Annotated in this window: 22 protein-coding genes; 14 read left to right on the forward strand and 8 right to left on the reverse strand. The window is 65.5% G+C overall.

Translation table 11 applies throughout. The features are described from left to right. Positions 1 to 554 precede the first annotated feature (554 nt). A complete protein-coding gene (locus tag VK98_RS02460; RefSeq protein WP_048412515.1) occupies positions 555 to 1,640 on the forward strand; it encodes a hypothetical protein in 1,086 nt (361 codons plus the stop codon). A gap of 66 nt (positions 1,641 to 1,706) precedes the next feature. Here the strand turns inward: VK98_RS02460 and VK98_RS02465 are convergent, their stop codons facing one another. Further along, positions 1,707 to 2,642, reverse strand: a complete 936-nt coding sequence (locus VK98_RS02465; protein ID WP_231589192.1) for a LysR substrate-binding domain-containing protein — start codon at positions 2,640 to 2,642, stop codon at positions 1,707 to 1,709. Between the two features lie 188 nt (positions 2,643 to 2,830). On the opposite strand from VK98_RS02465, the gene VK98_RS02470 reads away from it, so the two are divergent. The 10 genes from VK98_RS02470 to VK98_RS02515 all read left to right on the forward strand — a co-directional run bounded on the left by VK98_RS02470 (position 2,831) and on the right by VK98_RS02515 (position 11,403). After that, positions 2,831 to 3,532 (forward strand): pirin family protein, encoded by a 702-nt coding sequence (locus VK98_RS02470; protein ID WP_048412516.1) that lies wholly within the window; start codon positions 2,831 to 2,833, stop codon positions 3,530 to 3,532. Positions 3,533 to 3,625: 93 nt separating this feature from the next. After that, the gene (locus VK98_RS02475) at positions 3,626 to 4,279 is read left to right on the forward strand and encodes a hydrolase (protein ID WP_048412517.1); all 654 of its coding nucleotides are present in this window, start codon (positions 3,626 to 3,628) and stop codon (positions 4,277 to 4,279) included. A gap of 57 nt (positions 4,280 to 4,336) precedes the next feature. Beyond that, on the forward strand, positions 4,337 to 4,564 hold the full coding sequence (locus VK98_RS02480) for a DUF1427 family protein (protein WP_048412610.1): 228 nt from the start codon (positions 4,337 to 4,339) through the stop codon (positions 4,562 to 4,564). Beyond that, positions 4,561 to 6,450: an amidohydrolase gene (locus VK98_RS02485; protein ID WP_048412518.1), complete on the forward strand. Its 1,890-nt coding sequence runs from the start codon at positions 4,561 to 4,563 to the stop codon at positions 6,448 to 6,450. Before VK98_RS02480 ends, VK98_RS02485 begins: the two co-directional genes overlap by 4 nt. Before the next feature lie 86 nt (positions 6,451 to 6,536). Next, positions 6,537 to 6,935, forward strand: a complete 399-nt coding sequence (locus VK98_RS02490) for a DUF3224 domain-containing protein (protein ID WP_197082940.1) — start codon at positions 6,537 to 6,539, stop codon at positions 6,933 to 6,935. 113 nt (positions 6,936 to 7,048) lie between these two features. After that, positions 7,049 to 8,296, forward strand: coding sequence for a serine hydroxymethyltransferase (gene glyA, locus VK98_RS02495; RefSeq protein ID WP_048412520.1), 1,248 nt, complete (start codon positions 7,049 to 7,051; stop codon positions 8,294 to 8,296). Between the two features lie 127 nt (positions 8,297 to 8,423). Continuing rightward, entirely contained in the window at positions 8,424 to 8,882 is a 459-nt protein-coding gene (gene nrdR / locus VK98_RS02500) for a transcriptional regulator NrdR (RefSeq protein ID WP_019100637.1), read from the forward strand. 59 nt (positions 8,883 to 8,941) lie between these two features. Then, complete coding sequence (locus VK98_RS02505) at positions 8,942 to 9,481, forward strand: GNAT family N-acetyltransferase (RefSeq protein ID WP_197082941.1); 540 nt, start codon at positions 8,942 to 8,944, stop codon at positions 9,479 to 9,481. A gap of 3 nt (positions 9,482 to 9,484) precedes the next feature. Beyond that, on the forward strand, positions 9,485 to 10,582 hold the full coding sequence (gene ribD / locus VK98_RS02510; protein ID WP_048412522.1) for a bifunctional diaminohydroxyphosphoribosylaminopyrimidine deaminase/5-amino-6-(5-phosphoribosylamino)uracil reductase RibD: 1,098 nt from the start codon (positions 9,485 to 9,487) through the stop codon (positions 10,580 to 10,582). A 173-nt stretch (positions 10,583 to 10,755) separates the two neighbouring features. Further along, on the forward strand, positions 10,756 to 11,403 hold the full coding sequence (locus tag VK98_RS02515; RefSeq protein WP_048412523.1) for a hypothetical protein: 648 nt from the start codon (positions 10,756 to 10,758) through the stop codon (positions 11,401 to 11,403). A 181-nt stretch (positions 11,404 to 11,584) separates the two neighbouring features. Here the strand turns inward: VK98_RS02515 and VK98_RS02520 are convergent, their stop codons facing one another. The 3 genes from VK98_RS02520 to VK98_RS02530 form a co-directional block, all read right to left on the reverse strand. Then, complete coding sequence (locus VK98_RS02520) at positions 11,585 to 12,019, reverse strand: hypothetical protein (RefSeq protein ID WP_048412524.1); 435 nt, start codon at positions 12,017 to 12,019, stop codon at positions 11,585 to 11,587. 886 nt (positions 12,020 to 12,905) lie between these two features. Further along, the gene (locus VK98_RS02525; protein ID WP_048412525.1) at positions 12,906 to 13,265 is read right to left on the reverse strand and encodes an SH3 domain-containing protein; all 360 of its coding nucleotides are present in this window, start codon (positions 13,263 to 13,265) and stop codon (positions 12,906 to 12,908) included. A gap of 55 nt (positions 13,266 to 13,320) precedes the next feature. Further along, positions 13,321 to 13,710, reverse strand: coding sequence for a nuclear transport factor 2 family protein (locus tag VK98_RS02530; protein ID WP_048412526.1), 390 nt, complete (start codon positions 13,708 to 13,710; stop codon positions 13,321 to 13,323). A gap of 293 nt (positions 13,711 to 14,003) precedes the next feature. Between VK98_RS02530 and VK98_RS02535 the strand changes: the two genes are divergently transcribed. Continuing rightward, positions 14,004 to 15,497: a carboxypeptidase M32 gene (locus tag VK98_RS02535; protein ID WP_048412527.1), complete on the forward strand. Its 1,494-nt coding sequence runs from the start codon at positions 14,004 to 14,006 to the stop codon at positions 15,495 to 15,497. 324 nt (positions 15,498 to 15,821) lie between these two features. Here VK98_RS02535 and VK98_RS02540 read toward each other — a convergent pair whose 3' ends face one another. The 3 genes from VK98_RS02540 to VK98_RS02550 all read right to left on the reverse strand — a co-directional run bounded on the left by VK98_RS02540 (position 15,822) and on the right by VK98_RS02550 (position 20,156). Beyond that, positions 15,822 to 16,700: an alpha/beta fold hydrolase gene (locus VK98_RS02540; RefSeq protein WP_048412528.1), complete on the reverse strand. Its 879-nt coding sequence runs from the start codon at positions 16,698 to 16,700 to the stop codon at positions 15,822 to 15,824. A gap of 133 nt (positions 16,701 to 16,833) precedes the next feature. Then, on the reverse strand, positions 16,834 to 18,450 hold the full coding sequence (locus tag VK98_RS02545; RefSeq protein WP_048412529.1) for an MFS transporter: 1,617 nt from the start codon (positions 18,448 to 18,450) through the stop codon (positions 16,834 to 16,836). Positions 18,451 to 18,539: 89 nt separating this feature from the next. Continuing rightward, the gene (locus VK98_RS02550) at positions 18,540 to 20,156 is read right to left on the reverse strand and encodes a GMC family oxidoreductase (RefSeq protein WP_048412530.1); all 1,617 of its coding nucleotides are present in this window, start codon (positions 20,154 to 20,156) and stop codon (positions 18,540 to 18,542) included. A 163-nt stretch (positions 20,157 to 20,319) separates the two neighbouring features. On the opposite strand from VK98_RS02550, the gene VK98_RS02555 reads away from it, so the two are divergent. Next, the gene (locus VK98_RS02555) at positions 20,320 to 21,243 is read left to right on the forward strand and encodes a LysR family transcriptional regulator (protein WP_048412531.1); all 924 of its coding nucleotides are present in this window, start codon (positions 20,320 to 20,322) and stop codon (positions 21,241 to 21,243) included. 9 nt (positions 21,244 to 21,252) lie between these two features. Continuing rightward, a complete protein-coding gene (locus VK98_RS02560) occupies positions 21,253 to 22,116 on the forward strand; it encodes a GyrI-like domain-containing protein (RefSeq protein WP_048412532.1) in 864 nt (287 codons plus the stop codon). A gap of 225 nt (positions 22,117 to 22,341) precedes the next feature. Here the strand turns inward: VK98_RS02560 and guaB are convergent, their stop codons facing one another. After that, positions 22,342 to 23,805 carry an IMP dehydrogenase gene (gene guaB, locus VK98_RS02565; RefSeq protein WP_048412533.1) on the reverse strand — a complete coding sequence of 488 codons (1,464 nt, stop codon included), beginning with the start codon at positions 23,803 to 23,805 and terminating at the stop codon, positions 22,342 to 22,344. Between the last annotated feature and the right edge of the window lie 114 nt (positions 23,806 to 23,919).

Genomic DNA, 23,919 nt, shown 5'->3' on the forward strand with positions numbered 1-23,919 from the left:
GAATCCAACAGTTCTTCCCTGTGTGTTTTCCTAAATTTTCACAAACGAAATCCGTTCTAATGCCGTTAGTCATATGCTTGGTCTGTTTAAATCTAAATGGCATGGTTTCTGGCTGAGACCAGGACAGGGCGGGGCAGGGTCAGGCTGGGGCGGGAAGGAGAAAACGAAGAGGCGGAGCGGCGTCGGCAGGCAAGTTCCCTTGCGACACGGATTTTAATAATTTGGTTGTTTAACAGAAGCTTAGTGTTTGCTTAGCATGGGATGGGCTGGGAAAAAGGCAAAAAAAATGCGCGGTACCGTTAGGTCCGCGCCAAGTCTACAAAGGAGAAATAGAGGAGAAACTATCAAGAAGCAATTGCTGCATCTCAACGAGAACGAATTATCCAGATTGCGGTATCGAGTGTCAACATGTTGTTTTTCGCAAATGTGTGAAATTATAATTTTCTGTCGCGCATCTGGTACATCGCCGCCGGAAGCGCCGCTGTCGCGGCGCACCATGGGCGCCGCAGCTGTGCCAAAATAGCGGTTTTCCGATTGCCGCAGGATTTCCCTTCATGGACGCCGTACGCCACACCCTTCCCGATCCGCGCCAGTACCACCCGCAAGTGGCGCTGACCAATATGCTGATTCACAACGCCCAGTCGGCCTTGAACGCCAAGACCGAGTCCGATCGGGAAATGTGGTTCTCCGCGGTGCGCGACGCGATGGCCGAAATGCTGGCGCGCGGCGAGCTGCTGTCCATCTCGGTGGCGCTGGCCATGGTGCCGTCGCAGCAATGCTATCAATTGGTGTGGGACGCGCTGCGCGACGCGGCGGAAAACACCGGCGGCGCGCGCGCCATCGTCTTCGCCATGCCGCTGGTGCTGGTGGCCGGCAGCAAGAACCAGACCACGCTGCCCGGCGAGATCGCCGACGCGGCCGGCCTGAACCAGCTGCTGCGCGAGCACGGCGTGTTCGCCGCCGACGCCGACGTCGCCCTGGGCGGCGCGCTCTTGCACCCGGACAGCGTGGTGGGTCTGGACTCCGCCCAGCTCTATAAGCTGAACCGCGATCCGGCCCACGCCCGCGCGCTGCTGCCACAGCAGCCGGCGCCGGTCACGGTGAAGGAAGAGGGCGTGTTCCTGCGCTACCTGCTGGGCGTGGCGATTCAGCCGGAAGGCGCCGAGCCGCCGTTGCGTCTGGGCGGCGCGGTGGGCGCTTGGGGCATGCCGTTGATGAAATTCCTGGGCGAGCAATTGAAGGCCGACGGCGTGACGCTGTTCCCCATCGCCCGGCCGCCGATGCCGGCGATGCAGGCGATGGTGGCCGGCAACTACGCCCGTTTCGAGGTGGCGATGCAGGTGTTCGCCAGCAGCCAGATCCGCCGGCTGCGCGAACTGAACAAGGAGCCGGTGGCCATCCTGTCCGCTCACGACAACGGCGAACTGCACATCACCCTGTCCGCCGAGGGCGACGAGCGCAACTGGGAGGCCTTCGTCTGGCCGCTGGCGGCGCTGGACAATGTGCAGCTGATCGAGGAAAGCTTCCGCGAACTGATGGCGGAATGCCATGTGCGCGACGTGCGCGTGCTGCCGGAACTGCATCCGGACAGCAAGGACGGCGTGCCGCTGTTTTTCACCGCCGACGATTTAAACGATTGATCAGCGGCAAACCCGTTTCATCATCGTGATCCAGCCCCGCCGCGAGCGGGGCTTTGTCATGGTGGCTCAGCCTTGCGCTTCCGGCTGATGGCGCGCCCACGGCGCGACGGCCAGCCGCGCCGCCAGATAGTCGATCAAGGCCTGCACCCGCGCCGGGCGGCTGCGGCCCGGCGGCGTCAGGATGTAGAGCGCGATCGGGTCTACCTGCCAATCCATCATCACGGTTTCCAGTTCACCGGCCTGCAGATCCTGCCAGGCCAGGAATTCCGGCTGCAGCGCCAGGCCCAGGCCGGCGCGCAGGGCCGGCGTCAGCGCCTCGGCGTTGTTGACCCGCAGCGGCGCGGGCATTTCCAGCGCGAATTCGCCTTGCTCCGCGTGGCGGAAGCGCCAGAACTGGCCGCCGGGCGCATTGCTGTACAGCAGCGCGCGATGCGCGGCCAACTCGCGGGGATGGCTGGGCCGGCCGTGGCGCTCGAAATACGCCGGAGAGCCCACCAGCAAGATGCGCACCGAGCACAGGCGCCGGGCCAGCAGGCTGGAGTCGGCTAGCGAGGCGATGCGCAGCGCCAGATCCAGCCGTTTGGCCACCAGGTCCACCTGTTCGTCGCTGAAGTGGAAATCCAGTTCCACCTCCGGATGCCGCGCCATGAACTCCGGCAGCAGCGGCGCCAGATGGGACAGGCCGAAGGACATCGGCGCGGTCACCCGCACCGCTCCGCGCAGGCTGGTGGATTGCTCGGCGATGTCCGCCTCCACCGCCTCGCCCTCCGCCAGGATGCGGCTGGCCCGTTCCAGCGCGGCGTGGCCGGCCTCGGTCAGCGCGATGCGGCGCGAGGTGCGGTGGAACAGCATGGTCTTCATCCGGGCTTCCAGGCGCGTGATCGCCTTGGACACCGTGGCCTGGGACAGCGTCAGTTCCGCGGCGGCGCGGGCGAAGGAGCCGCATTCCGCCACCTTGGCGAAGATCGCCCAGGCTTCCAGATCGGGGAGTCGTTTCATCATCGGATTCGCTTCAGGCTATGGATTCCAATTTTAACCATCAAACTGCAGGATAGCGTATTGATCATGTCAAAAATGGAAACGATGCAATTCCATGTATTCCATTAACATAACTGTGTCCGCTGCGTATAGTGCAGGCATCAGACGCGTCGCCGAGCAGGCGGCGCCTCGCCACGACACGGGAGGACAGCATGATCGAACATCGCCCTTTTGCCGGCCTGGGTGGAGCCCACCATGGCTGGCTGGACGCCAAACACCATTTTTCCTTCGCCGAATACCATGACCCGGCGCGCGTGCACTGGGGCGCGTTGCGGGTGTGGAACGACGACACCATCGCGCCGGGCACCGGCTTTCCGCCGCATCCGCACGCCGATATGGAAATCATCACCTATGTCCGCGAAGGCGCGATCAGTCACCGCGACAATCTGGGCAACCAGGGCCGCACCGAGGCCGGCGACGTGCAAGTGATGAGCGCCGGCAGCGGCATCGTCCATTCCGAATACAACCTGGAAGCCGTCGACACCCGCATTTTCCAGATCTGGATCATGCCGGAGCGGCGTGGCGGCGAGCCGTCCTGGGGCAGCAAGCCTTTTCCCAAGGCGGACCGCTCCGGCGTCTTCGTCGCGCTGGCCAGCGGCATGGACGGCGACGATCAGGCCTTGCCCATCCGCGCCGACGCCCGGGTGCTGGGCGCCACCCTCAAGGCCGGAGAAAGCATCGATTACCGGCTGGGCACAGAGCGCCGCGGCTATCTGGTGCTGGCCCGCGGCCGGGCGGAGGTCAACGGCGTGGCGCTGCAAGCCCGCGACGGCGCGGCGATCCGCGATGAGGCGCAGTTGCGCATCGTCGCCGGCGAGGACGCCGAGCTGATTCTGGTGGACAGCCGCGAGTGATTGCCGCGGCGGGCGGGGGCCGGCGGCCCTTCCGCCCGCCCGGCGTCTTGCCCGCCCGGCCGCCGTCCGTCCCTTGATCAACTGGAGAATGCCATGAGCCTGAACGCCACCCCGACTCCCAGCCCGCTGTTGCTGACCCCGCACGATCACACGCTGATCCTGATCGACTACCAATCGCAGATGGCTTTCGCCACCCACTCCATCGACATGCCCACGCTGCGCAACAACGCCGGCCTGGTCGCCAGCGCCGCCGCCGGTTTCAAGGTGCCTACGATACTGACCACCGTCGCGGAAAAGAGCTTTTCCGGGCCGATGTTCGAAGAGGTGAGCGCGCCCTTTCCCGGGCAGCGGATGCTGGACCGCAGCTCGATGAACACCTGGGAAGACGCCGCGGTGATCGATCGCGTCAACCACATCGGCAAGGGCCGCATCGTGCTGGCCGGTCTGTGGACCAGCGTCTGCATTGTCGGCCCGGCGCTGTCCGCCCTGTTCCAGGGCTTCGAGGTTTATGTGATCGCCGACGCTTGCGGCGATATCTCGGCGGAAGCGCATGAGCGCGCGATCCAGCGCATGGTGCAGGCCGGTGCGCGGCCGATCACGGCCTTGCAATACCTGCTGGAATTGCAGCGCGACTGGGCGCGCACCGACACCTACGAACTGACCACCGGCATCGCCAAGAAGCTGGGCGGCGGCTACGGCCTGGGCATCCAGTACGCCAAGACCATGTTCGGCGCCCAGGAAGGCTGATTTCCCGAGCGTATTGATTCCATGCCGGCGGCCACGCCGCCGGCAGAGGGCGCAAGCATGAAACCTTATCTGATCTCCTTGGCGGCCGGCCTGTTGGTGGGCGTCATCTACAGTCTGCTGCACGTGCGCTCGCCGGCTCCGCCGGCCGTCGCCATCCTCGGCCTGCTGGGCATGTTGATCGGCGAGCAGCTTTGGCCCCAATTCCAGGCGCTGCGCCATGGCGCGCCGGCCGCCGTCAGTCAGCCGGCGCGTCCGGCCACCGCCTCGCAGGAGAAGCAATCATGACCACCATCGCCATGGCCGATCTCATCTTGCGCAACGGCCGTTTCACCACGCTGGACCGCAGCCGGCCGCGCGCCAGCGCCGTCGCCGTCAAGGACGGCCGCTTCCTCGCGGTGGGCGAGGACAGCGAGATCATGGCGCGGGCCGGCGCCGCCACCCGCGTGATCGACTTGCGCGGTCGCAGCGTGTTGCCCGGCTTGATCGACAACCACACCCATGTGGTGCGCGGCGGTCTCAACTTCAATATGGAGCTGCGCTGGGACGGCGTGCGCTCGCTGGCCGACGCGATGGACATGCTGCGGCGGCAGGTCGCCGTCACGCCCGCGCCGCAATGGGTGCGGGTGGTGGGCGGCTTCACCGAGCACCAGTTTCTTGAGAAACGCCTGCCCACGCTGGAGGAGATCAACGCCGTGGCGCCGGACACGCCGGTCTTCCTGCTGCATCTGTACGACCGCGCCTTGCTCAACGGCGCCGCCCTGCGCGCGGTGGGCTACACCAAGGACACGCCGGCGCCGCCGGGCGGCGAGATCGTCCGCGGCGCCGACGGCGCCCCCACCGGCCTGCTGCTGGCCAAGCCGAACGCGGCCATCCTGTACGCCACCCTGGCTCAGGGACCCAAGCTGCCCTTCGATTACCAGCTCAACTCCACTCGCCATTTCATGCGCGAGCTCAATCGTCTGGGCGTGACCGGCGTCATCGACGCCGGCGGCGGCTTCCAGAACTACCCGGACGATTACGCGGTGATCCAGCAACTGGCCGACGCCGGCCAGATGACGGTGCGTCTGGCGTACAACCTGTTCACCCAAAAGCCCAAGCAAGAGAAAGAGGACTTCCTCAACTGGACCGCCGGCGTCAAATACAAGCAGGGCGATGATTATTTCCGCCACAACGGCGCGGGGGAAATGCTGGTGTTTTCCGCCGCTGACTTTGAGGATTTTCGTCAGCCGCGGCCGGACATGCCGCCGGAAATGGAGGGCGAGCTGGAAGAGGTGGTGCGCATCCTGGCGCAAAACCGCTGGCCGTGGCGTTTGCACGCCACTTACGACGAAACCATCTCCCGCGCGCTGGACGTGTTCGAGAAAGTGGACCGCGACATCCCCTTGCAGGGGCTGAACTGGTTCTTCGACCACGCCGAAACCATTTCCGAACGCTCGATGGACCGCATCGCCGCCTTGGGCGGCGGCATCGCGGTGCAGCACCGGATGGCTTACCAGGGCGAGTATTTCGTCGAGCGTTACGGCGCGGCGGCGGCCGAGGCGACGCCGCCTATCGCCCGCATGCTGGACAAGGGCTTGAAGGTGTCGGCCGGCACCGACGCCACCCGCGTCGCTTCTTATAATCCCTGGGTGTCGTTGGCGTGGATGATCACCGGCAAGACCATCGGCGGCTTGCGGCTCTACCCGCAGCGCAACTGCCTGGACCGCGAAACCGCGCTGCGGATGTGGACGGAGAACGTCGCCTGGTTCACCAATGAGGAGGGCGGGCGCGGCCGCATCGAGGCGGGCCAGCTTGCCGATCTGATCGTGCCGGACAAAGATTTCTTCGCCTGCCCGGAGGACGACATTTCCTTTCTGGTGTCGGAGCTGACCATGGTGGGCGGCCGCATCGTTTACGCCGCCGCGGACTTCGCCGCGCTGGACGACAATCCCTTGCCGCCGGCGATGCCGGATTGGTCCCCGGTGCGCCGCTACCAGGGCTACGCCGCCTGGGGCGAGCCGGAAGGCGCCGGCCGCCGCTCGCTGCACCGCCAGGCCGGCGCGGCCTGCGCTTGCGCCAGCGCCTGCGGCCTGCACGGCCATCAGCACGCCCGCGCCTGGGGCACCGGCCTGCCGGTGTCGGACCCCAAGGGTTTCTTCGGCGCGCTGGGCTGCTCCTGCTGGGCGGTGTGAGGTCGGAAGAAGAAGCCCGCGCGCGGCCGGCTGCGCTATCATGACGATGGCCTGCCGCGCCCGCGGCGGGCCCCTCTTGAGGAGATATGATGAAAGCCACCGCCAGCGGCCGTTTCGACGTCAAGCTTGCCCCGGAACCCTTGAGCGAGGCCGCCGCCGCCAGCGGTCTTGGCCGCCTGTCGCTGGACAAGCGCTTTCACGGCGATCTGGACGCCGTCAGCCAGGGCGAGATGCTGAGCTTCCGCAGCGCGGAGCCGGGCTCGGCCGGCTATGTCGCCATGGAGCGGGTGCAAGGTAGCCTGCATGGCCGCAAGGGCGGCTTCGTGCTGCAGCACAGCGCCACGATGACGCGCGGAGAGGCCGAGCAAGCCATCATGGTGACGCCGGATTCCGGCACCGGAGAACTGAGCGGAATCAGCGGCCGGCTGCGCATCACCATCACCGCCGGCGAGCATTTCTACGACTTCGATTACACCCTGCCTTGAACGCATGCAGAGACGGGGTTTTCCCTCGCGACAATTGCTTCACGTTAAGGTTTACGCGCCGGCATTTCGTGTAGAATGCCCGCATCGTTAACCCTTTGATGGATGAGTCAAAGATGTTCGCTGCTGACCAGACGATTGCCAAATTCGACCCCGAACTCGCCGCCGCCATTGCGGCCGAGTGCCAACGCCAGGAAGATCACATCGAGTTGATCGCCTCGGAAAACTACACCAGCCCCGCGGTGATGGAAGCCCAGGGCTCCCAGCTGACCAATAAGTACGCCGAAGGCTATCCGGGCAAGCGCTTCTACGGCGGTTGTGAACACGTGGACGTGGTTGAGCAGCTCGCCATCGACCGTGTCAAGCAGCTGTTCGGCGCCGAGTACGCCAACGTGCAGCCGCACTCCGGCAGCCAGGCCAACCAGGCGGTGTACTTCTCCATCCTGAAGCCGGGCGACACCGTGATGGGCATGAACCTGGGCCACGGCGGTCACCTGACTCACGGCTCCCCGGCCAACCTGTCCGGCAAGATGTTCAACATCGTCGCCTACGGCCTGAACGACAAGGAAGAAATCGACTACGACGACATGGAGCGCGTAGCGATGGAAACCAAGCCCAAGCTGATCATCGGCGGCGCTTCCGCTTACGCGCTGCGCTTCGACTTCGAGCGCATGGGCCAGATCGCCAAGAAATGCGGCGCTTACTTCATGGTGGACATGGCGCACTACGCCGGCCTGATCGCCGCCGGCGTCTACCCGAACCCGGTGCCCTTCGCCGACTTCGTGACCTCGACCACCCACAAGACCCTGCGCGGCCCGCGCGGCGGCATCATCCTGGCCAAGGCCGAGTTCGAGAAGAGCATCAACAGCAATGTGTTCCCGACCCTGCAAGGCGGCCCGCTGGAGCACGTGATCGCCGCCAAGGCGGTGGCCTTCAAGGAAGCTCTGCTGCCCGAGTTCAAGGTGTATCAGGAACAAGTGCTGAAGAACGCCTCCATCATGGCCAAGACCCTGGGCGAGCGCGGCGTGCGCATCGTATCCGGCCGCACCGAAAGCCATGTGTTCCTGGTGGACCTGCGCGCCAAGGGCCTGACCGGCAAGGCCGCCGACGCGCTGCTGGGCCGCGCCCACATCACCGTGAACAAGAACGCGATTCCGAACGACCCGGAAACCCCGTTCGTGACCTCCGGCATCCGCATCGGCTCCCCGGCCATCACCACCCGCGGCTTCAAGGAAGCCGAGGCCATCCAGGTGGCCAACCTGGTGGCGGACGTGCTGGACAACCCGAACGACGACGCGCTGATCGCCCGCGTGGCCGAGCAGGCCACCGCGCTGTGCCACCGTTTCCCGGTGTACGCCAAGTAAGCCGCGCTTGCCTCGGCCGCTGAAAGACGCCCCCAGGGGCGTCTTTTTCATGGGCGGGCGATAGCGGCATTAACTTGATCGCGCATTGCTGATAACATCCATACATTGGAACCCTTAGGATTAAGTCATGAAATGCGCGTTCTGCGGCAATGCCGATACTCAGGTGATCGACTCCCGCGTCAGTGAGGACGGCAGCAGCATCCGGCGGCGGCGGCGCTGCCCGGTGTGCGAGAAGCGTTTCACGACTTTTGAAACCGCCGACGTGCGCATGCCGCAGGTGGTGAAAACCGCCGGCCACCGTTCGGAATTCGACATCGAGAAAGTCCGCACCAGCTTCCTGCGCGCGCTGCACAAGCGCCCGGTGCCCACCGCGCTGGTGGACGAAGCGATAGACCGCATCTGTCACAAGCTGCTGCAATTGGGCGAGCGCGAAGTGTCCAGCCGCGAGATCGGTGAAATGGTGATGAACGAGCTGGCGCGCCTGGACAAGGTGGCCTATGTGCGCTTCGCCTCGGTGTACCGCAGTTTTCAGGACGTCTCCGAGTTCTCCGACGCCATCAAGGAAATCCAGAAGTCCTCGCATTGACCGCCCGGCGGGCGGCTGGAGTAGACTGCTCTATTCTTCCGTCATTTCGGATGCCCCGCATGCCTGTACCCCTGCCTTCCGATATCGCGCTGCGCGCGCCGGAGCTGTCCGACGCGCCGGCGCTGTTCGCGCTGATCAACGCCAACCGCGACGCGCTGCGGCCGTGGATGCCGTGGCTGCCGCTGACCCGCGCCGAGGCGGACTCGCGCGCCTTCCTGGAGTCCGCCGCCGCCAGCCGGCAGGCCGGCTCCGCCTATACTTGGCTGGTGTTGCGCGGCGGCGAGCTGGCCGGCGTCTGCGATCTGCACGCCGTCGACGCCTTGAACCGCCACGCCTTCGTCGGCTACTGGCTGGACAGCAGCCAGGTGGGGCAGGGCGTGATGCAGGCGGCGCTGCGCCTGCTGCTGGCGGAGGCCTTCGGCCCGCTGGGCCTGCACCGGGTGGCGATAGACGCGGCCGAGGACAACCGCCGCAGCTGCGCGGTGGCGGAGCGGCTGGGTTTCCGCTACGAAGGCGTGCTGCGCGAGTATTTGTTGTTGCAGGGCCGCTATTGCGACGCCAGGCAGTACAGCCTGCTGGCCCACGAATGGAAGCAATGAATCATGAATTATTCCGCCGATGACCATCGTTACATGCAGCGCGCGCTGCGGCTGGCCGCCGCGGCCACCCGCCGCGCCGCGCCCAATCCGGGCGTGGGCTGCGTGCTGGTGCGCGACGGCGAGGTGATCGGCGAGGGCGCCACCCTGCAAGTGGGCGGCGATCACGCGGAAATCCAGGCGATCAAGGACTGTCTGGCGCGCGGCCTGTCCCCGCGCGGCGCCGTCGCCTATGTCACGCTGGAACCCTGCAGCCACCACGGCCGCACCCCGCCGTGCGCGCGGCGCCTGATCGACGAAGGCGTGGCCCGGGTGGCGGCGGCGATGGTGGACCCCTATCACGAAGTGGCCGGCCGCGGCCTGGCCATGCTGCGCGCCGCCGGCGTCGACGCCGACGCCGGGCTGATGGAAGCCGAGGCGCGGCAAGCGCATCGCGGCTTCCTGTCGCGCGTCGAGCGCGGCCGCCCCTGGGTCACGCTCAAGGCCGCCGCCACGCTGGACGGCAAGACCGCCTTGCTCAACGGCCGCAGCCAGTGGATCACCGGCCCGGAGGCGCGGCGCGACGTGCATCGCCTGCGCGCCGAACACTGCGCGGTGCTCACCGGCAGCGGCACCGTGCTGGCCGACGATCCGCAACTGACGGTGCGCGAAGTCCCCTGCGAGCGCCAACCGCTGCGCGTGGTGCTGGACAGCGGGCTGCGCACCGCGCCGGAACAGCGCATCTACCAGGGCGGCTCCACCTTGTTGGCCACCTGCGATCACCCAGAGGCGCGGCTGCGGCCCTATCGCGCCGGCGCGGAAATCCTGACCCTGCCGCGGCAGGCCGACGGCCACGCCGATCTGCCGGGCTTGCTGGCGGCCTTGGCGCAACGCGGCGTCAATATGCTGATGGCGGAGGCCGGCGCCGGCCTCAACGGCGCGCTGCTGCGCGCCGGGCTGGTGGACGAGATCGTGCTCTACCTAGCGCCGTCGCTGGCCGGCGACGCCGCGCGCGGCCTGTTCGCCTGGCCGGCCTTGGAGGACCTGGCCGACAAGCAGAGGCTGAGCATCCGCGACGCGCGGATGGTGGGCGCGGATTTGCGCCTGAGCCTGACGCCGATCTGAGCCGCGGCTCACCGCCCGGCGCGTAGGGGAAATGCCGACGTCGCCGCGAATCCCGTCTGGAGTCTGCAACATTTCTGTCCGAAAATAAGAACAGTCCGCCCGCTGTGCCGAAGAGCGCGAGCGGCGAGGGGAAGGGCAAGACCGAACGGCTTACGGGAGGGCTGGGGAAGGGCATGAGCGATTTGACGGCGGCGCTGGAGGCTTATATGCGATTGCTGGCGCGTCAGGGCGCGCCGGCCCAGGTCGTGGACGAGCGGCGTCGCATTCTGGAACTGCTGCTGCCCTGGCTGGACGGCGTCGAGCGCAGCGCGGAAGGCTTCCGCGGCCCTTGCGAACGCCTGCTGCAGGCCTGTCCGCCGGACGAACAGGTGCTGGCGCTGACCTGCACCCGCGAGTTCTATTACTTCTGGCTGGGCGATACCAAGAAAGTGGTGGAGATCACCGCGCGCAGCGGTTTTTCGGTGCGCAATGTGCGGGTATGGCTGGAGACGGACTGGGACAGCTTGCTGACGCGGATGGAGCGCGACGGCTTTTCCCGCTTTCCGCCGTCGCTGGGCCTGTACCTGGGCAAGCTGTTCGAGGACGGCATGTCCGAGCCGGACATCCATCTGCGCGAGCGCCTGCTCAAATCCCTGCTCTATCTATTGGACGGCCAGCCCATCCAGGGCGACAGTTTCCGCATGATGGTGGACGCGGTGCTGCTGCATCTGCGCGAGGCGGAGCTGAAAAACACCTTCCTGATGCTGGTGCGCGAATACTTCTATTACTGGCATCAATTCCCGCAAGCCCAGGCGCGCAACGCCGGCCAGCCGGCGGCTTGAGGCGGGAAGGCGAGCCTTCCCGCTTGCTGCGAACCGTCTTAGGGCCTGTTTACGAGCTCGCGAGCTAAGGCGAGACAAGGCGAAAATGGCTGAGAAAGCGGAATGTACAGGTGGTACATGAGCATTTCGAAGACGTTTTCAACGCTGTATCGCCGACGCGCAGCAGATCGTAAACAGCTTCTTAGCTATTGCGCGACGGCGCCTTGCCTTCCAGTTCCGACTTCTGCGTTTGCGCCTGCTGCAAGGCGTGCACGCTGTCCACATGGGCGTACACGTCGCAGCGCAGCGCGCCCAGCGCCATCAACTGCTCGGCATAGCTGAAAAAACCCACCCAATAACCGCGGGCGTGGCCGGGGTCCATGAAATCCACATCGCGGGCGATCTTGCCGAGCAGGCCCTGGTTCAGCCTATGCGGCTGGTCCTTGAAGAACTGGGCCAGGTGGGCGGCGCATTCGCGGCCATAGGCGCAGGCGTCGACGTAGTCGTCGGCGGGCGGCATCTGCCAGTGATGGGGCTGGCTGCGTTGCGGCAGATAACGGACGAAGGGCAGTTGAGTGGCCTGGTTTTCGTGGGGCTTGAGCCGGTAGAAACGGCGAGGGGGTAGGGTTTGGGACATATTGTTGCTCCTGCATTCTGCTACGTGAGATCAACCCACTTCCCGGTTCCAATCGGGATTGGCGGGCACGAGACTGCAAGGTTGGAACACCGACCACGTACGAAATCGGCACGGCAAACGCCGTCCTTGCCGTCCGCACCCGCCTTATGGGCGTGCAGACTGCATGAACTATGGCCGCAAGAGCGGCCAGTTCGCCGTACGTGTAGATGGGGTTCCAAGCCCAGTGCCGGTATTTGCTCGGCACCGCGCTATTGTGGCGGCAGAGGCGGGAGAGGGTCAAGGCGGCGGGGCGGAAGAGGGTTTGGGACGCATGGCTGTCGTTTGGAACCCGACCTCCAAGGTTAGTCGGCACGGCTAGGCCGTACGGCAGCTTGCGCCCCTAGGCCAAGCTAAAGGATGGCTGCGTGGAGGGCAAGCTAGCGCCATCGGTTGAAGCCAGGGAGTTATCGGCTACATAGAGACGTTTACCAAGCGGCCTGTTCATGATCTGTACTAGGTTTGAATCCGCTGCGCGGATGATGATTTTCATTGCCGGGGCTGCACTGACCGAGCGAGGCAAGCGCAGCGTCGCGAGGGAATAAGGCAGGGAAAGGATATTTGCTTGGCCAAATATCCTCTCCACTCCTAAAGGCCACCCTGCAAGCCTGGCCTACGGCTTCCCGCTGGGACCCGTCAGGCCCGAGGCGCGGCTGAACTCTCTACGTGCGAATCTTCGATTCGCTCAGTGATAATTTGCTAACGTCAAATCGCTCAAACAGGGCAGCCGCTTAAGACCTCGGGCCTGCCACCCAACGGCAGGCTTGAAGGGACCCGGGGCGAGTCGGATACGTGGTTTCCTGCGTATCTAACCCCCAGCGTATTTGCAAAAAAGAACGTAAATAGATCCTTACTGCGCTTTCAGGATATTAAGCGGCACCCAGCCAAATGCCTCGCCATCCAGCCGGCGGCACCACAGCCAGCCGTTCAGGGTTTTCGAACCGAGCAGCCGTTCGCCCGCTTGGATAGCCAGCTCCTGGGAGGAGAAGCTTTCAAGGGCAAACGCTTTGCCGTCGATGTATTCGATCAGTTGGCCGGGCACCCAGCCCCCGGCGGCTTGCCCCGGCGTTTCGCAGAAGTACCAATTCTCCCAGCCTTCCAGGCCCTCGTACCTTTCGCCTACCCGAAGCGGGGCGCCCTTGGCCAAGCGTATGGGGTCCGTGTGCTCCGGTGTGTGGCCCCGCAGGGCGATATAGCTCTCAACAGTCATGGCGTCTCCCTTGGTTTCCGTTCCTGCCGACGATCTTGGCCATGGCCTCCGCCCATCAGGCCGGTTGCGCGGCTTCCAGCCTGGCCCAGCCCGGCAAGCCCGCGCGCCAGGCCGGCGGCGCTTCGGCGCTGGCCCAGTATTCCTCGATCTGGCTGATCAGCCCGTGCTCCAGCGTGAACAGCGAGTTGGCGAAGAAGCGCGCCGCGCCGTGGTCCACCTGCGCCACTACATGCCAGCGGCCGTCTGCCAGCAGATTGTCTTGCAGCAGGCGGATGCTCCAGCCCTCCGGATAGACGCGGTTGACGTGGACGATGGCGTCCGCGCCGCGGAAGCACTCGCCGCTGCAATGCCACAGCATTACGGCGTCGTCGCGCAGCAGGCGGCGCGCGCGCTCCCAGTCGCGGTCCTGGTAGGCGAGAAAGAGTTGGGCGGCGATGGATGGCATGAATTTACCTCATGCTGGTCATGGAGTGTTGATAATGTACAAAATCAAAATTCTTGTCAATACGCGGCTTTGGCGGGTTTTGGGGCGAAAGTTGTCAGATCAAATAGTCTGATGGCATCATGCTTTTACAAGTCGGGCGTGTTTACGATCTCGCGAGCCAGAGCGAGACAAGGCGACAACAGCTTTAGACGCGAAATGCATAGAGTGCGTCAGCGTTCTGAAGCGGTGCTCGCCGGGCCGCGCCTCACAACGCGCAGCGGACCGCAAACCGGTTCTTTCATAGAGGAGACAAGATGGCACACACATCCGCCTACCAGGCATTGACCCACACTTTCGCTCGCCTGCACCGCTTCGGCCACCTCGGCGCCATCGCCGGCTGGGACCAGGCGGCGATGATGCCGAGCAAGGGCAACGACGCCCGCGCCGCCGCGTTGGCGGAACTGGGGGTGCTGACCCACGGCATCATCACCGCGCCGCAGCTGAAGGAGCAGCTGGACGCGGCGGAGCAGGAAAATCTGGACGAACTGCAACGCGCCAATCTGCGCGAGATGCGCCGCGAGTGGGCGCAGGCCAATCTGCTGCCGGCGGCGCTGGTGGAGGCCAAGACCCTGGCCGGCGCGCGTTGCGAGCACGCCTGGCGCAGCCAGCGCCCGGCCAATGACTGGAAGGGCTTTCTGGAAAACCTGCGCGAGGTGGTCAAGCTGTCGCGCGAGGAGGGCCGTTTGCTGGCCGAGGCCAGCGGCGGCAGCCGCTACGACGCGCTGATGGACAAGTACGAGCCGGGGATGAAGAGCGCGGAGATCGAGCGCATTTTCGCCGAGGTGAAGTCCTGGCTGCCGGGCCTGATCGAACGCGCGCGCGCCAAGCAGGCGTCGGAAACGGTGATCGAGCCGGTGGGGCCGTTCGCGGTGGCGCAGCAGCGCGCCTTGGGCGTGGAGGCGATGAAGCTGTTGCAGTTCGACTTCGACGGCGGCCGGCTGGATGTCAGCAGCCATCCCTTCTGCGGCGGGGTGCCGGAGGATGTGCGCATCACCACCCGCTACCGCGACGATGATTTCGTCCAGAGCCTGATGGGCATCGTCCACGAAACCGGCCACGCCCGTTACGAGCAGAACCTGCCCAAGGACTGGCTGGAGCAGCCGCTGGGCCGCGCGCGCTCGATGGGCATCCACGAAAGCCAGAGCCTGTCCTTCGAGATGCAGCTGGGCCGCAGCCCGGCCTTCCTGCAATTGATCGCGCCGCTGATCCGCAGCCATTTCGGCGAGCAGCCGGCGTTTGCGCTGGAGAATCTGCAGCGTCTGTATAGCCGGGTGCAGCCGGGCTACATCCGCGTGGACGCCGACGAGCTGTGCTATCCGGCGCATGTGATCCTGCGCTTCGAGATCGAGCGCGCGCTGATGGACGGCGAGATCGAGGCCGAGGACATTCCGGCGCTGTGGGACGAGAAGATGATGGCCTATCTGGGCGTGGACACCCGCGGCAACTACACTAACGGCTGCATGCAGGACATCCACTGGACCGACGGCGGCTTCGGCTATTTCCCCAGCTACACGCTGGGCGCGATGTACGCGGCGCAGTATTTCGCCAGCCTGCGCCGCGCCGAGCCGGAGCTGGACGCGCAGGTGGCGGCCGGCAATCTGGAGCCCATCTTCAGCTGGCTGAACGCCAATATCTGGAGCCAGGGCAGCCGCTGGAGCACGGACGAACTGGTGCGTCGCGCCACCGGCGAGACGCTGAACCCGGCGCACTTCAAGGCGCACCTGGAGCGGCGTTATCTAGGCGTGTGATGTTGTGGAAGGCAGATAAAAGGCGCGGCTTGGCCGCGCTTTTTTTTGATCCGCTAACCAAACCCCTGATCCTGCGTTGCGCCTCCTTGTCGTACCACTGGTACTGTAGCTTCGCAGAAACTTCGTTTTCTGCGTCGGCGCGCCTTGGCTCAGGTTCTCTGCGAGGTTTTCTTGGAACGTGTTTACGATTTCGCGAGCTAAGGCGAGACAAGGCGAAAACGGCTGAGAAAGCGGAATGTACTCGTGGTACATGAGCATTTCGAAGCGGGTTTCAACGCCGTATCGTCGACGCGCAGCAGATCGTAAACAGGTTCTTAGCGGCTCTTATTGGGGCTGACTGAAAAACGCGTGGATCGCCGCCGCCAGCGCTTCCGGCTGCTCCCATTGCAGCATGTGGCCGGCGTCGGCGATCACGGTTTCCTGCAATTGGGCGAAACAGGCGCGCCGCTGCGGCATGCTGGCGGCCACGCTCTTGGCCAGCGGGTGGTCGTCGGTGTCGCCGCCCAGCGCCCACAGCACCGGCGCGCTGATGCGTTGCCAGCAGGCCATCGCTTCTTCCAGCCGGTACAGCACCGGGTTGACCATTTTGTGGCGCGGGTCGGCGCGGTAGTAGAGGCCGTCGTCGCGCTGGCGGGTCAGCTCGCGCGCCAGCCATTGGGCGCGCTCCGGCGTCAGCCTGGGGTTGCGCTCCAATAGCTTGGCGGCCACGGCGTCCAGTGACTGCAAATCGCCGAACTCCGGCGCGTCGCGGGTTTCGCGCAGCCAGCGCGCGTAACGGCCCGGCGCTTCCGCCGGCTTGGTGGCGGCCAGGCCGAAGCCTTCGGCCAGCACCAGTTTTTCTACGCGCTCGGGGCGGATGCCGGCGTAGATGCCGGCGATCATCGAACCCATGCTGTGGCCCAGCAGTTTGACCGGTTGTTGCGGCGACAGCGCGTCCAGCAGCGCGTCGAGATCGGCCAGGTAATCGGGAAAGTAGTAGCTGCCGTCGTTCCAGTCGCTGTCGCCGAAGCCGCGCCAGTCCGGCGCCGCCACTTGCCAGCCGTCCGGCAGCGCGTCCACCAGGAATTGGAAGGTGGCGGAGCTGTCCATCCAGCCGTGCAGCAGCACCAGGAGCGGCGCGTCGCGCGGGCCCCAGCGGCGCAGATGGCAACGGTGGCGGTTGAGGGTCAGGATTTCGGACTGGCTGGGGCGTTGAATCGGCATGGCGGCGCGGGCGGTGGGACGAAAGCCCCAGTCTACCCAGAAACACGGCGAACCGGGAGGTTCGCCGTGTTTGGATCGCGTGACAGCGCGAGCGCTCAATCAAACGCCGGCGCCGCGGCTTGCGGGATGGCTCTTATTGATGGATGTCGGCGCGGTGAGTCTCCTTCAGCCCCAACAGGCAGACCACGAAGCTGACGCTGTAGACGATGACTGGATACCACAGGCCGTAGAGGATGTCGCCGGTGTAGACCACCAGCGAGAACGCCACGGTGGGGAACAGGCCGCCTATCCAGCCGTTGCCGATGTGGTAGGGCAGCGACATCGAGGTGTAGCGGATGCGGGTGGGAAACAACTCCACCATGGTGGCGGCCAGCGGGCCGTAGACCATGGCGGCGATCAGGCTGAGCAGCACCAGCACCGCCACCACCATCGGGTAGTTGATCTTGTCCGGGTCGGCCTTGTCCGGGTAGCCGGCCTGCTTCAGCGCGGCCAGCAGTTGAGCCTTGTCGAAGCCGGTCAGCGTCTGTTCGCCCACCTTGATCTGGGTTTCGCCGCCGGCGGGCGCCGCCTGGCGCTGGTAGGGCACGCCGTTCTTGGCCAGCAGAGCCTTGGCCTGGTCGCAACTGGAGCTGAGCTTGGCCTTGCCCACCGGGTCGAACTGGAAGCGGCAGCTGGTCGGGTCCGCCACCACCACTACCGGCGCCTGACGCGCGGCGTTGGCGATGTCCGGGCTGGCGTAGGCGGTCAGCCACTTGAAGGCGGGGAAGGTCAGCAAGGCCGCCAGCAGCAGGCCGGTCAGCATCACCGGCTTGCGGCCGATGCGGTCGGACAGATAGCCGAAGTAGAGGAACAGCGGCGCGGCGATCAGCAGGGACACCACCAGCAGCTGGGTGGCGATTTGAGAATCCACCTTGAGGATTTGGGTGAGGAAGAACAGCGAGTAGAACTGCGCGCAGTAGAAGGTGACCGCCTGGCCGCCGTTGATGCCGAACAGGGCGGTGAGCACGATGCGCAGATTCTTCCAGTTGGTGAAGGATTCGGTCAGCGGCGCCTTGGAGTGTTTGCCCTCGGCCTTCATTTTCAGGAAGGCCGGCGATTCGTGCATCGACAGCCGGATCCAGGTGGAAATGGCCAGCAGCGCCAGCGACAGCAGGAAGGGCAGGCGCCAGCCCCAGTCGTCGAAGGCCGGGCCGGTGAGCTTGCGGCAGGCCAGGATCACCAGCAGCGACAGCAGCAGGCCGGCGGTGGCGGTGACCTGGATCCAGCTGGTGTAGGCGCCGCGTTTGTGGTCCGGTGCGTGTTCGGCCACGTAGATGGCCGCGCCGCCGTATTCGCCGCCTATCGCCAGGCCCTGCAGCATGCGCAGCACCACCAGCAGGATGGGCGCGGCGATGCCTATGCTGGCGTAGCCGGGCAGCAGGCCCACCAGGAAGGTGGACACGCCCATGATCAGGATGGTGGCGAGAAAGGTGTATTTGCGGCCTATCATGTCGCCCAGCCGGCCGAACAGCAGCGCGCCGAAGGGGCGCACCAGAAAGCCGGCGGCGAAGGTCATCAGCGCAAAGATGAAGGCGGTGGTTTCATTGACGCCGGCGAAGAACTGCTTGCTGATCACCGCCGCCAGCGCGCCGTACAGGAAAAAGTCGTACCACTCGAAAACGGTGCCCAGCGACGAGGCGAAGATCACTTTGCGCTCGGAGCTGCTGATCGCGTGTCCCGCCGTGGCGGCGGGCGTCAGGGTGCTGCTCATGGTGCTGTCTCCTCTTGATGTGGCTTTGCGACAGGTTGTGGGGCGGGAAGTGGGCTTCCTCTGTGGTGGTGGATCCGATGTCGCGTCGCTCAGTCCGGCGCGGCGCGGTCTTGCAAAATCATGCGGGCGGCTTTTTCCGCGATCATCAGCGTGGGCGAGTTGGTGTTGCCCGAGGTGATGGCGGGCATGATGGAGGCGTCCGCCACTCTCAAGCCGGATAGTCCGTGCACGCGCAGTCTGGCATCGACCACCGCGTCGGTATCCTGTCCCATTTTGCAGGTGCCGACCGGATGGAAAATGGTGGTGCCGATGCGGCCGGCGGCGGCGGCCAGTTCTTCGTCGCTGTGGGCGGCGAGGCCGGGCAGGTATTCTTCCGGCCGGTAGCGCGCCAGCGCCGGCGCGGCGACGATGCGCCGGGTCAGCCGCAGCGCGGCCACCGCGATGGCGCGGTCCCGCGGGTGGCTGAGGTAGTTGGGCTGGATCAGCGGCGCGGCGTCCAGGCCCGCGCCGCCGATGGCGATCCGGCCGCGGCTGAGCGGGCGCAGGTCGCAGACCGAGGCGGTGAAGGCGGGGAAGGGGTGCAGCGGCTCGCCGAAGCGCTCCAGCGACAGCGGCTGCACATGGTATTCCAGATTGGCGCGCGGCTGTTCCGGGCCGGACTTGGCGAAGGCGCCGAGCTGGCTGGGCGCCATCGCCAGCGGGCCGCTGCGCCGCCACAGGTATTCCCAGCCCATGGCCAGCTTGCCGGTCCAGCTATTGGCCAGCTGGTTCAGCGTGCGCGCGCCGCTGACCTTGAACACCATGCGCAGCTGCAGGTGGTCTTGCAGATTGGCGCCGACGCCGGCCAGCGCGTGGCGCACGGCGACGCCGTGTTCTTGCAGCAGCGCGGCCGGACCGATGCCGCTGCGCTGCAACAAAAGCGGGGAGCCGACGGCGCCGGCGGCCAGGATGATTTCGCCGCGGCAGCGCGCCTGCCAGCGCTGCCGGTGTTGCAGGAATACCATACCGGCGGCGCGGCCGTCTTCCAGCAGCAGGGTTTCCGCCTCGGCGTGGGTCAGCACGGTGAGGTTGGGGCGCTGGCGCGCCGGGCGCAGAAAGGCCTTGGCGGTGTTCCAGCGCAGGCCGCCGCGCTGGTTGACTTCGAAATAGCCGCAGCCGGCGTTGTCGCCGCGATTGAAATCGTCCACCGGGGCGATGCCGCTTTGCTCCGCCGCGTCGCGGAAGGCGTCCAGAATCTCCCAGGACAGCCGCTGCCGCTCCACCCGCCATTCGCCGCCGTGGCCGTGCTGGGCGCGGGCGCTGTCGAAATGGTCCTCCATGCGCAGGAAGTCCGGCAGCACCTCGTCCCAGCTCCAGCCGGGGCAGCCCTGGGCCGCCCAGCCGTCGTAGTCCGCGGCCTGGCCGCGCATATAGATCATGCCGTTGATCGAGGAGCAGCCGCCCAGCACCTTGCCGCGCGGGTAGTTGAGGCTGCGTCCGCCCAGGCCGGCCTCGGGCGCGGTGCGCAGGCACCAGTCGGTGCGGGGGTTGCCGATGCAGTAGAGATAGCCCACCGGGATGTGTATCCACGGATAGTTGTCCTCGCCGCCGGCCTCCAGCAGCAGCACGCGGTGCCGCGGATTGAGCGACAGGCGGTTGGCCAGCAGGCAGCCGGCGCTGCCCGCGCCGACGATGATGTAGTCGAATGTGTCCGCCAATGCCTGCATGCCGCGCTTTCCTATGACGTCTGTATCGCCACCATATAAGATCAAGCCGGGTCGGGCTGGGAATAGCCAGAGCGGAACAATGGCTGTTAGTTTTCTAACAGCGGTGCAATTGAAGCTTGTCATCTTTGTGTGCAAGCGCACCATAAACGCGGGGGAGGGAGCGATGTTCGACTGGAACGACATCCGTTATTTTCTGGCCTTGCAACGCAGCGGCAAGCTGCTGGCGGCGGCTCGGCAACTGCGCACCACGCATGCGACGGTGGCCCGGCATATCGAACAGCTGGAGCGGCAGCTGGGCCAGCCGCTGTTCGTGCAGCAGCCGGACGGCTACCAGCTGACCGCGGCCGGCCGGCAATTGCTGCCCTTGGCCGAGCAGCTGGAAAACACCGCGTCGCGTATGCAGGACGAGGCGAGGGTGGGGCATGTGGAGGTGGCCGGCCTGGTGCGGCTGGGCGCGCCGGAAGGCCTGGGCTCCTTGTTTCTGTCGCGGCATCTGCCGCGGCTGATGGCGCGCTATCCGGCGCTGGAGATCGATCTGGTGTCGGTGCCGCGCTTCGTCAGCATCACCAACCGCGAGGTGGACGTCGCCATCGCGCTGGAGCGGCCGCAGGCCAATATGGTGGTGACGCGTAAGCTGACCGATTACTGCCTGGGCCTGTACGCGACGCCGGCCTATCTGGACGCGCATGCGCCGATCCGCGAGCGCGAGGACCTGGCCGGCCATCCCATCGTCGGCTACGTCGACGATTTGCTGTTCTCGCGCGAACTGATGTTCCACCGCGGCCTGTGCCGCAATCCGCTGATTAATCTGCGCTGCACCAGCGTGGTGGGCCAGCAGCAGGCGGCGCTGGCCGACGGCGGCATCGCGGTGCTACCGTATTATCTGACCTACGACGACGCGCGGCTGCGCCAGCTGCTGCCGGAGCTGCGCATCATCCGCTCCTACTGGATCAGCGGCCGCAGCGACATCCGCCGCACGCTGCGCTACCGGGTGGTATGGGATTACGTGGTGGATTTGTGTCAGCGCATGCAATGGTTGCTGATGCAACAGCCAAGTCAGCAAAAAGAATCAATCGATGCGGGATAAGCTCACTTCATGAGAACGCTCTATCGCAACGGCGGTCCGGATTCGCCGTATTTGTGGCGGATGCTGCGGGTGCTGGACTACCTGTGGCGCCATCTGGACGGGCCGGTGCCGCTGGAAAGGTTGGCGGAGGAGGCCTGCTTGTCGCCCTTTCACTTTCACCGCGTGTATCGCGGCCTGATGGCCGAAACGGTGGGAGAGACCCGGCAGCGGCTGTTGCTGCATCGCGCGGCCGGGCAGTTGGACGGCGGCTCGCTGCCCTTGTCGAGGGTGGCGACGCGCGCCGGCTACGGCGGCACCGCGGCCTTCGTCCGGGCCTTCGCCAGGGCTTACGGCGAGAGTCCGGGCCGCTATCGCCAGCGCAGAGCGTTCATTTCTAGGCAAGACTGGGAGACCGTTATGCATGAAGTGACATTGCTCAAGCAGGACAAGGGGCTGAAGGTGCTGATGCGCCGCCATGTCGGCAGTTATATGGAGATTGGCCAGGCTTTCGGCGCTTTGCAGGCCATCAGCCCGGGGTGCGCCGTCGGCGACGAGCCGGGCCGCGTATTCGGGATGTATCTGGATGACACGGAACAGACGGAGGAGGCCAAGCTGCGCTCCATCGCCTGCGTGACCGTGCCGGACTCCTGGCAGGAGCGGCCGCTGCCGGAGGGGTTTGAATGGGGGGAGATTCCCGCCGGAGAGTACGCTTGCGTCACGCATCAGGGACCGTACGCGGAGCTGTCCACGGCCTGGTCCTGGCTGTACCGGCACTGGCTGCCCGGCAGCGGGCGCGCGCTCGGCGGCGTGCCGTGCGTGGAAGAGTATTTGAATTCGCCGTACGACAATCCGCCCACGGCCTTGCGCACTCGGCTGATGTTGTCGCTGGCCTGAGAACCTGTTTACGATCTGCTGTGCGTCGGCGATACGGCGTTGAAACCGAGCTCAAAATGCTCATGTACCACTTGTACATTCCGCTTTTTCGCTCGTTTTCGCCTTGTCTCGCCTTAGCTCGCGAGATCGTAAACACGTTCTGACCGCGTTTGTGGTTCGGCCATGAAAAAACCCGCGCCGTTTGGCGCGGGTTTTGCCGTAAAGGAGGCCTGACGACGTCGGGTCTTAACGGGATACGTGGTAGTTCGGCGCTTCCTTGGTGATCTGCACGTCGTGGACGTGGGATTCCTGGATGCCGGCGGAAGTGATTTCCACGAACTCCGCTTTGGCGTGCATGTCGGCGATGGTGGCGCAACCGAGGTAGCCCATCGAGGAGCGCAGGCCGCCCACCAGCTGGTGGATCACCTGGCCGATGGAGCCCTTGTACGGCACGCGGCCTTCGATGCCTTCCGGCACCAGCTTTTCCACATTGCCTTCGTTGTCCTGGAAGTAGCGGTCGGACGAACCCTGGCTCATCGCGCCCAGGCTGCCCATGCCGCGGTAGGACTTGTAGGAACGGCCCTGGAACAGCTCGACTTCGCCCGGGGCTTCTTCGGTGCCGGCGAACATGCCGCCCAGCATCACGCAGTTGCCGCCGGCGGCCAGCGCCTTGGAGATGTCGCCGGAGAAGCGGATGCCGCCGTCGGCGATCATCGGCACGCCGGTGCCCTTCAGCGCTTCGGACACGTTGTGGATGGCGGTCAGCTGCGGCACGCCCACGCCGGCCACGATGCGGGTGGTGCAGATGGAGCCGGGGCCGATGCCGACCTTGACGCCGTCGGCGCCGGCTTCAACCAGCGCCAGCGCGGCGGCGGCGGTGGCGATATTGCCGCCGATCACGTCCACGTGCGGGAACTTCTGCTTGACCCAGCGCACGCGCTCGATCACGCCCTGGCTGTGGCCGTGAGCGGTGTCGACCACGATCACGTCCACGCCGGCCTTCACCAGCGCCTCGACGCGCTCTGGGGTGTCGCCGCCGGTGCCGACCGCCGCGCCCACGCGCAGACTGCCCTGGCTGTCTTTATTGGCGTTGGGGTGTTCGCTGGTCTTGATGATGTCCTTGACGGTGATCAGGCCCTTCAGCTCCCAGGCGTCGTTGATCACCAGCACGCGCTCCAGGCGGTGGGCGTGCATCAGGTCGCGGGCTTCGTCGATGCTGGCGCCTTCCTTGACGGTGATCAGGCGCTCGCGCGGAGTCATGATGGAGCCGACGCGCTGGTCCAGGCGGGTCTCGAAGCGCAGGTCGCGGTTGGTGACGATGCCGACCACTTTGCCGTTGTCGATCACCGGCAGACCGGAAATCTTGTGATGGCGGGTCAGCAGCACCAGATCGCGCACCAGCATGTCCGGGGCGATGGTGATGGGATCCTTGACCACGCCGCTTTCATGGCGTTTCACCTTGGACACTTCGCAGGCTTGTTGCTCGATGCTCATGTTCTTGTGCACGATGCCGATGCCGCCTTCTTGAGCCATGGCGATGGCAAGACGGGCTTCAGTCACCGTGTCCATGGCGGCGGACACCAGGGGCAGGTTCAGGGTGATGTTGCGGGTAAGCTTGGTGGAGAGAACTACGTCGCGCGGCAGAACTTCAGAGTGGGCCGGGACGAGGAGAACGTCGTCGAAAGTATAGGCTTTCTCGATGATACGCATCTTGGCGTTTCCTTTGCGGCAAAGCGGCATTATACCGAGGCATTAACGCTATTGCAAAAAAACGGGCTTTCCGCCCCCAAGCCTGTTACCTTTTTGCCCGCCGGCCGCGCAGGC

Origin of the sequence: Chromobacterium sp. LK11 (assembly GCF_001043705.1) — a bacterium.
GTDB lineage: Bacteria > Pseudomonadota > Gammaproteobacteria > Burkholderiales > Chromobacteriaceae > Chromobacterium > Chromobacterium alkanivorans.

Bases quoted from the DNA above. Each gene is read 5' to 3' on its own strand.
- VK98_RS02460 (WP_048412515.1), top strand. From the start codon at position 555: ATGGACGCCGTACGCCACACCCTTCCCGATCCGCGCCAGTACCACCCG.
- VK98_RS02465 (WP_231589192.1), bottom strand. From the start codon at position 2,642: ATGATGAAACGACTCCCCGATCTGGAAGCCTGGGCGATCTTCGCCAAG.
- VK98_RS02470 (WP_048412516.1), top strand. From the start codon at position 2,831: ATGATCGAACATCGCCCTTTTGCCGGCCTGGGTGGAGCCCACCATGGC.
- VK98_RS02475 (WP_048412517.1), top strand. From the start codon at position 3,626: ATGAGCCTGAACGCCACCCCGACTCCCAGCCCGCTGTTGCTGACCCCG.
- VK98_RS02480 (WP_048412610.1), top strand. From the start codon at position 4,337: ATGAAACCTTATCTGATCTCCTTGGCGGCCGGCCTGTTGGTGGGCGTC.
- VK98_RS02485 (WP_048412518.1), top strand. From the start codon at position 4,561: ATGACCACCATCGCCATGGCCGATCTCATCTTGCGCAACGGCCGTTTC.
- VK98_RS02490 (WP_197082940.1), top strand. From the start codon at position 6,537: ATGATGAAAGCCACCGCCAGCGGCCGTTTCGACGTCAAGCTTGCCCCG.
- glyA (WP_048412520.1), top strand. From the start codon at position 7,049: ATGTTCGCTGCTGACCAGACGATTGCCAAATTCGACCCCGAACTCGCC.
- nrdR (WP_019100637.1), top strand. From the start codon at position 8,424: ATGAAATGCGCGTTCTGCGGCAATGCCGATACTCAGGTGATCGACTCC.
- VK98_RS02505 (WP_197082941.1), top strand. From the start codon at position 8,942: ATGCCTGTACCCCTGCCTTCCGATATCGCGCTGCGCGCGCCGGAGCTG.
- ribD (WP_048412522.1), top strand. From the start codon at position 9,485: ATGAATTATTCCGCCGATGACCATCGTTACATGCAGCGCGCGCTGCGG.
- VK98_RS02515 (WP_048412523.1), top strand. From the start codon at position 10,756: ATGAGCGATTTGACGGCGGCGCTGGAGGCTTATATGCGATTGCTGGCG.
- VK98_RS02520 (WP_048412524.1), bottom strand. From the start codon at position 12,019: ATGTCCCAAACCCTACCCCCTCGCCGTTTCTACCGGCTCAAGCCCCAC.
- VK98_RS02525 (WP_048412525.1), bottom strand. From the start codon at position 13,265: ATGACTGTTGAGAGCTATATCGCCCTGCGGGGCCACACACCGGAGCAC.
- VK98_RS02530 (WP_048412526.1), bottom strand. From the start codon at position 13,710: ATGCCATCCATCGCCGCCCAACTCTTTCTCGCCTACCAGGACCGCGAC.
- VK98_RS02535 (WP_048412527.1), top strand. From the start codon at position 14,004: ATGGCACACACATCCGCCTACCAGGCATTGACCCACACTTTCGCTCGC.
- VK98_RS02540 (WP_048412528.1), bottom strand. From the start codon at position 16,700: ATGCCGATTCAACGCCCCAGCCAGTCCGAAATCCTGACCCTCAACCGC.
- VK98_RS02545 (WP_048412529.1), bottom strand. From the start codon at position 18,450: ATGAGCAGCACCCTGACGCCCGCCGCCACGGCGGGACACGCGATCAGC.
- VK98_RS02550 (WP_048412530.1), bottom strand. From the start codon at position 20,156: ATGCAGGCATTGGCGGACACATTCGACTACATCATCGTCGGCGCGGGC.
- VK98_RS02555 (WP_048412531.1), top strand. From the start codon at position 20,320: ATGTTCGACTGGAACGACATCCGTTATTTTCTGGCCTTGCAACGCAGC.
- VK98_RS02560 (WP_048412532.1), top strand. From the start codon at position 21,253: ATGAGAACGCTCTATCGCAACGGCGGTCCGGATTCGCCGTATTTGTGG.
- guaB (WP_048412533.1), bottom strand. From the start codon at position 23,805: ATGCGTATCATCGAGAAAGCCTATACTTTCGACGACGTTCTCCTCGTC.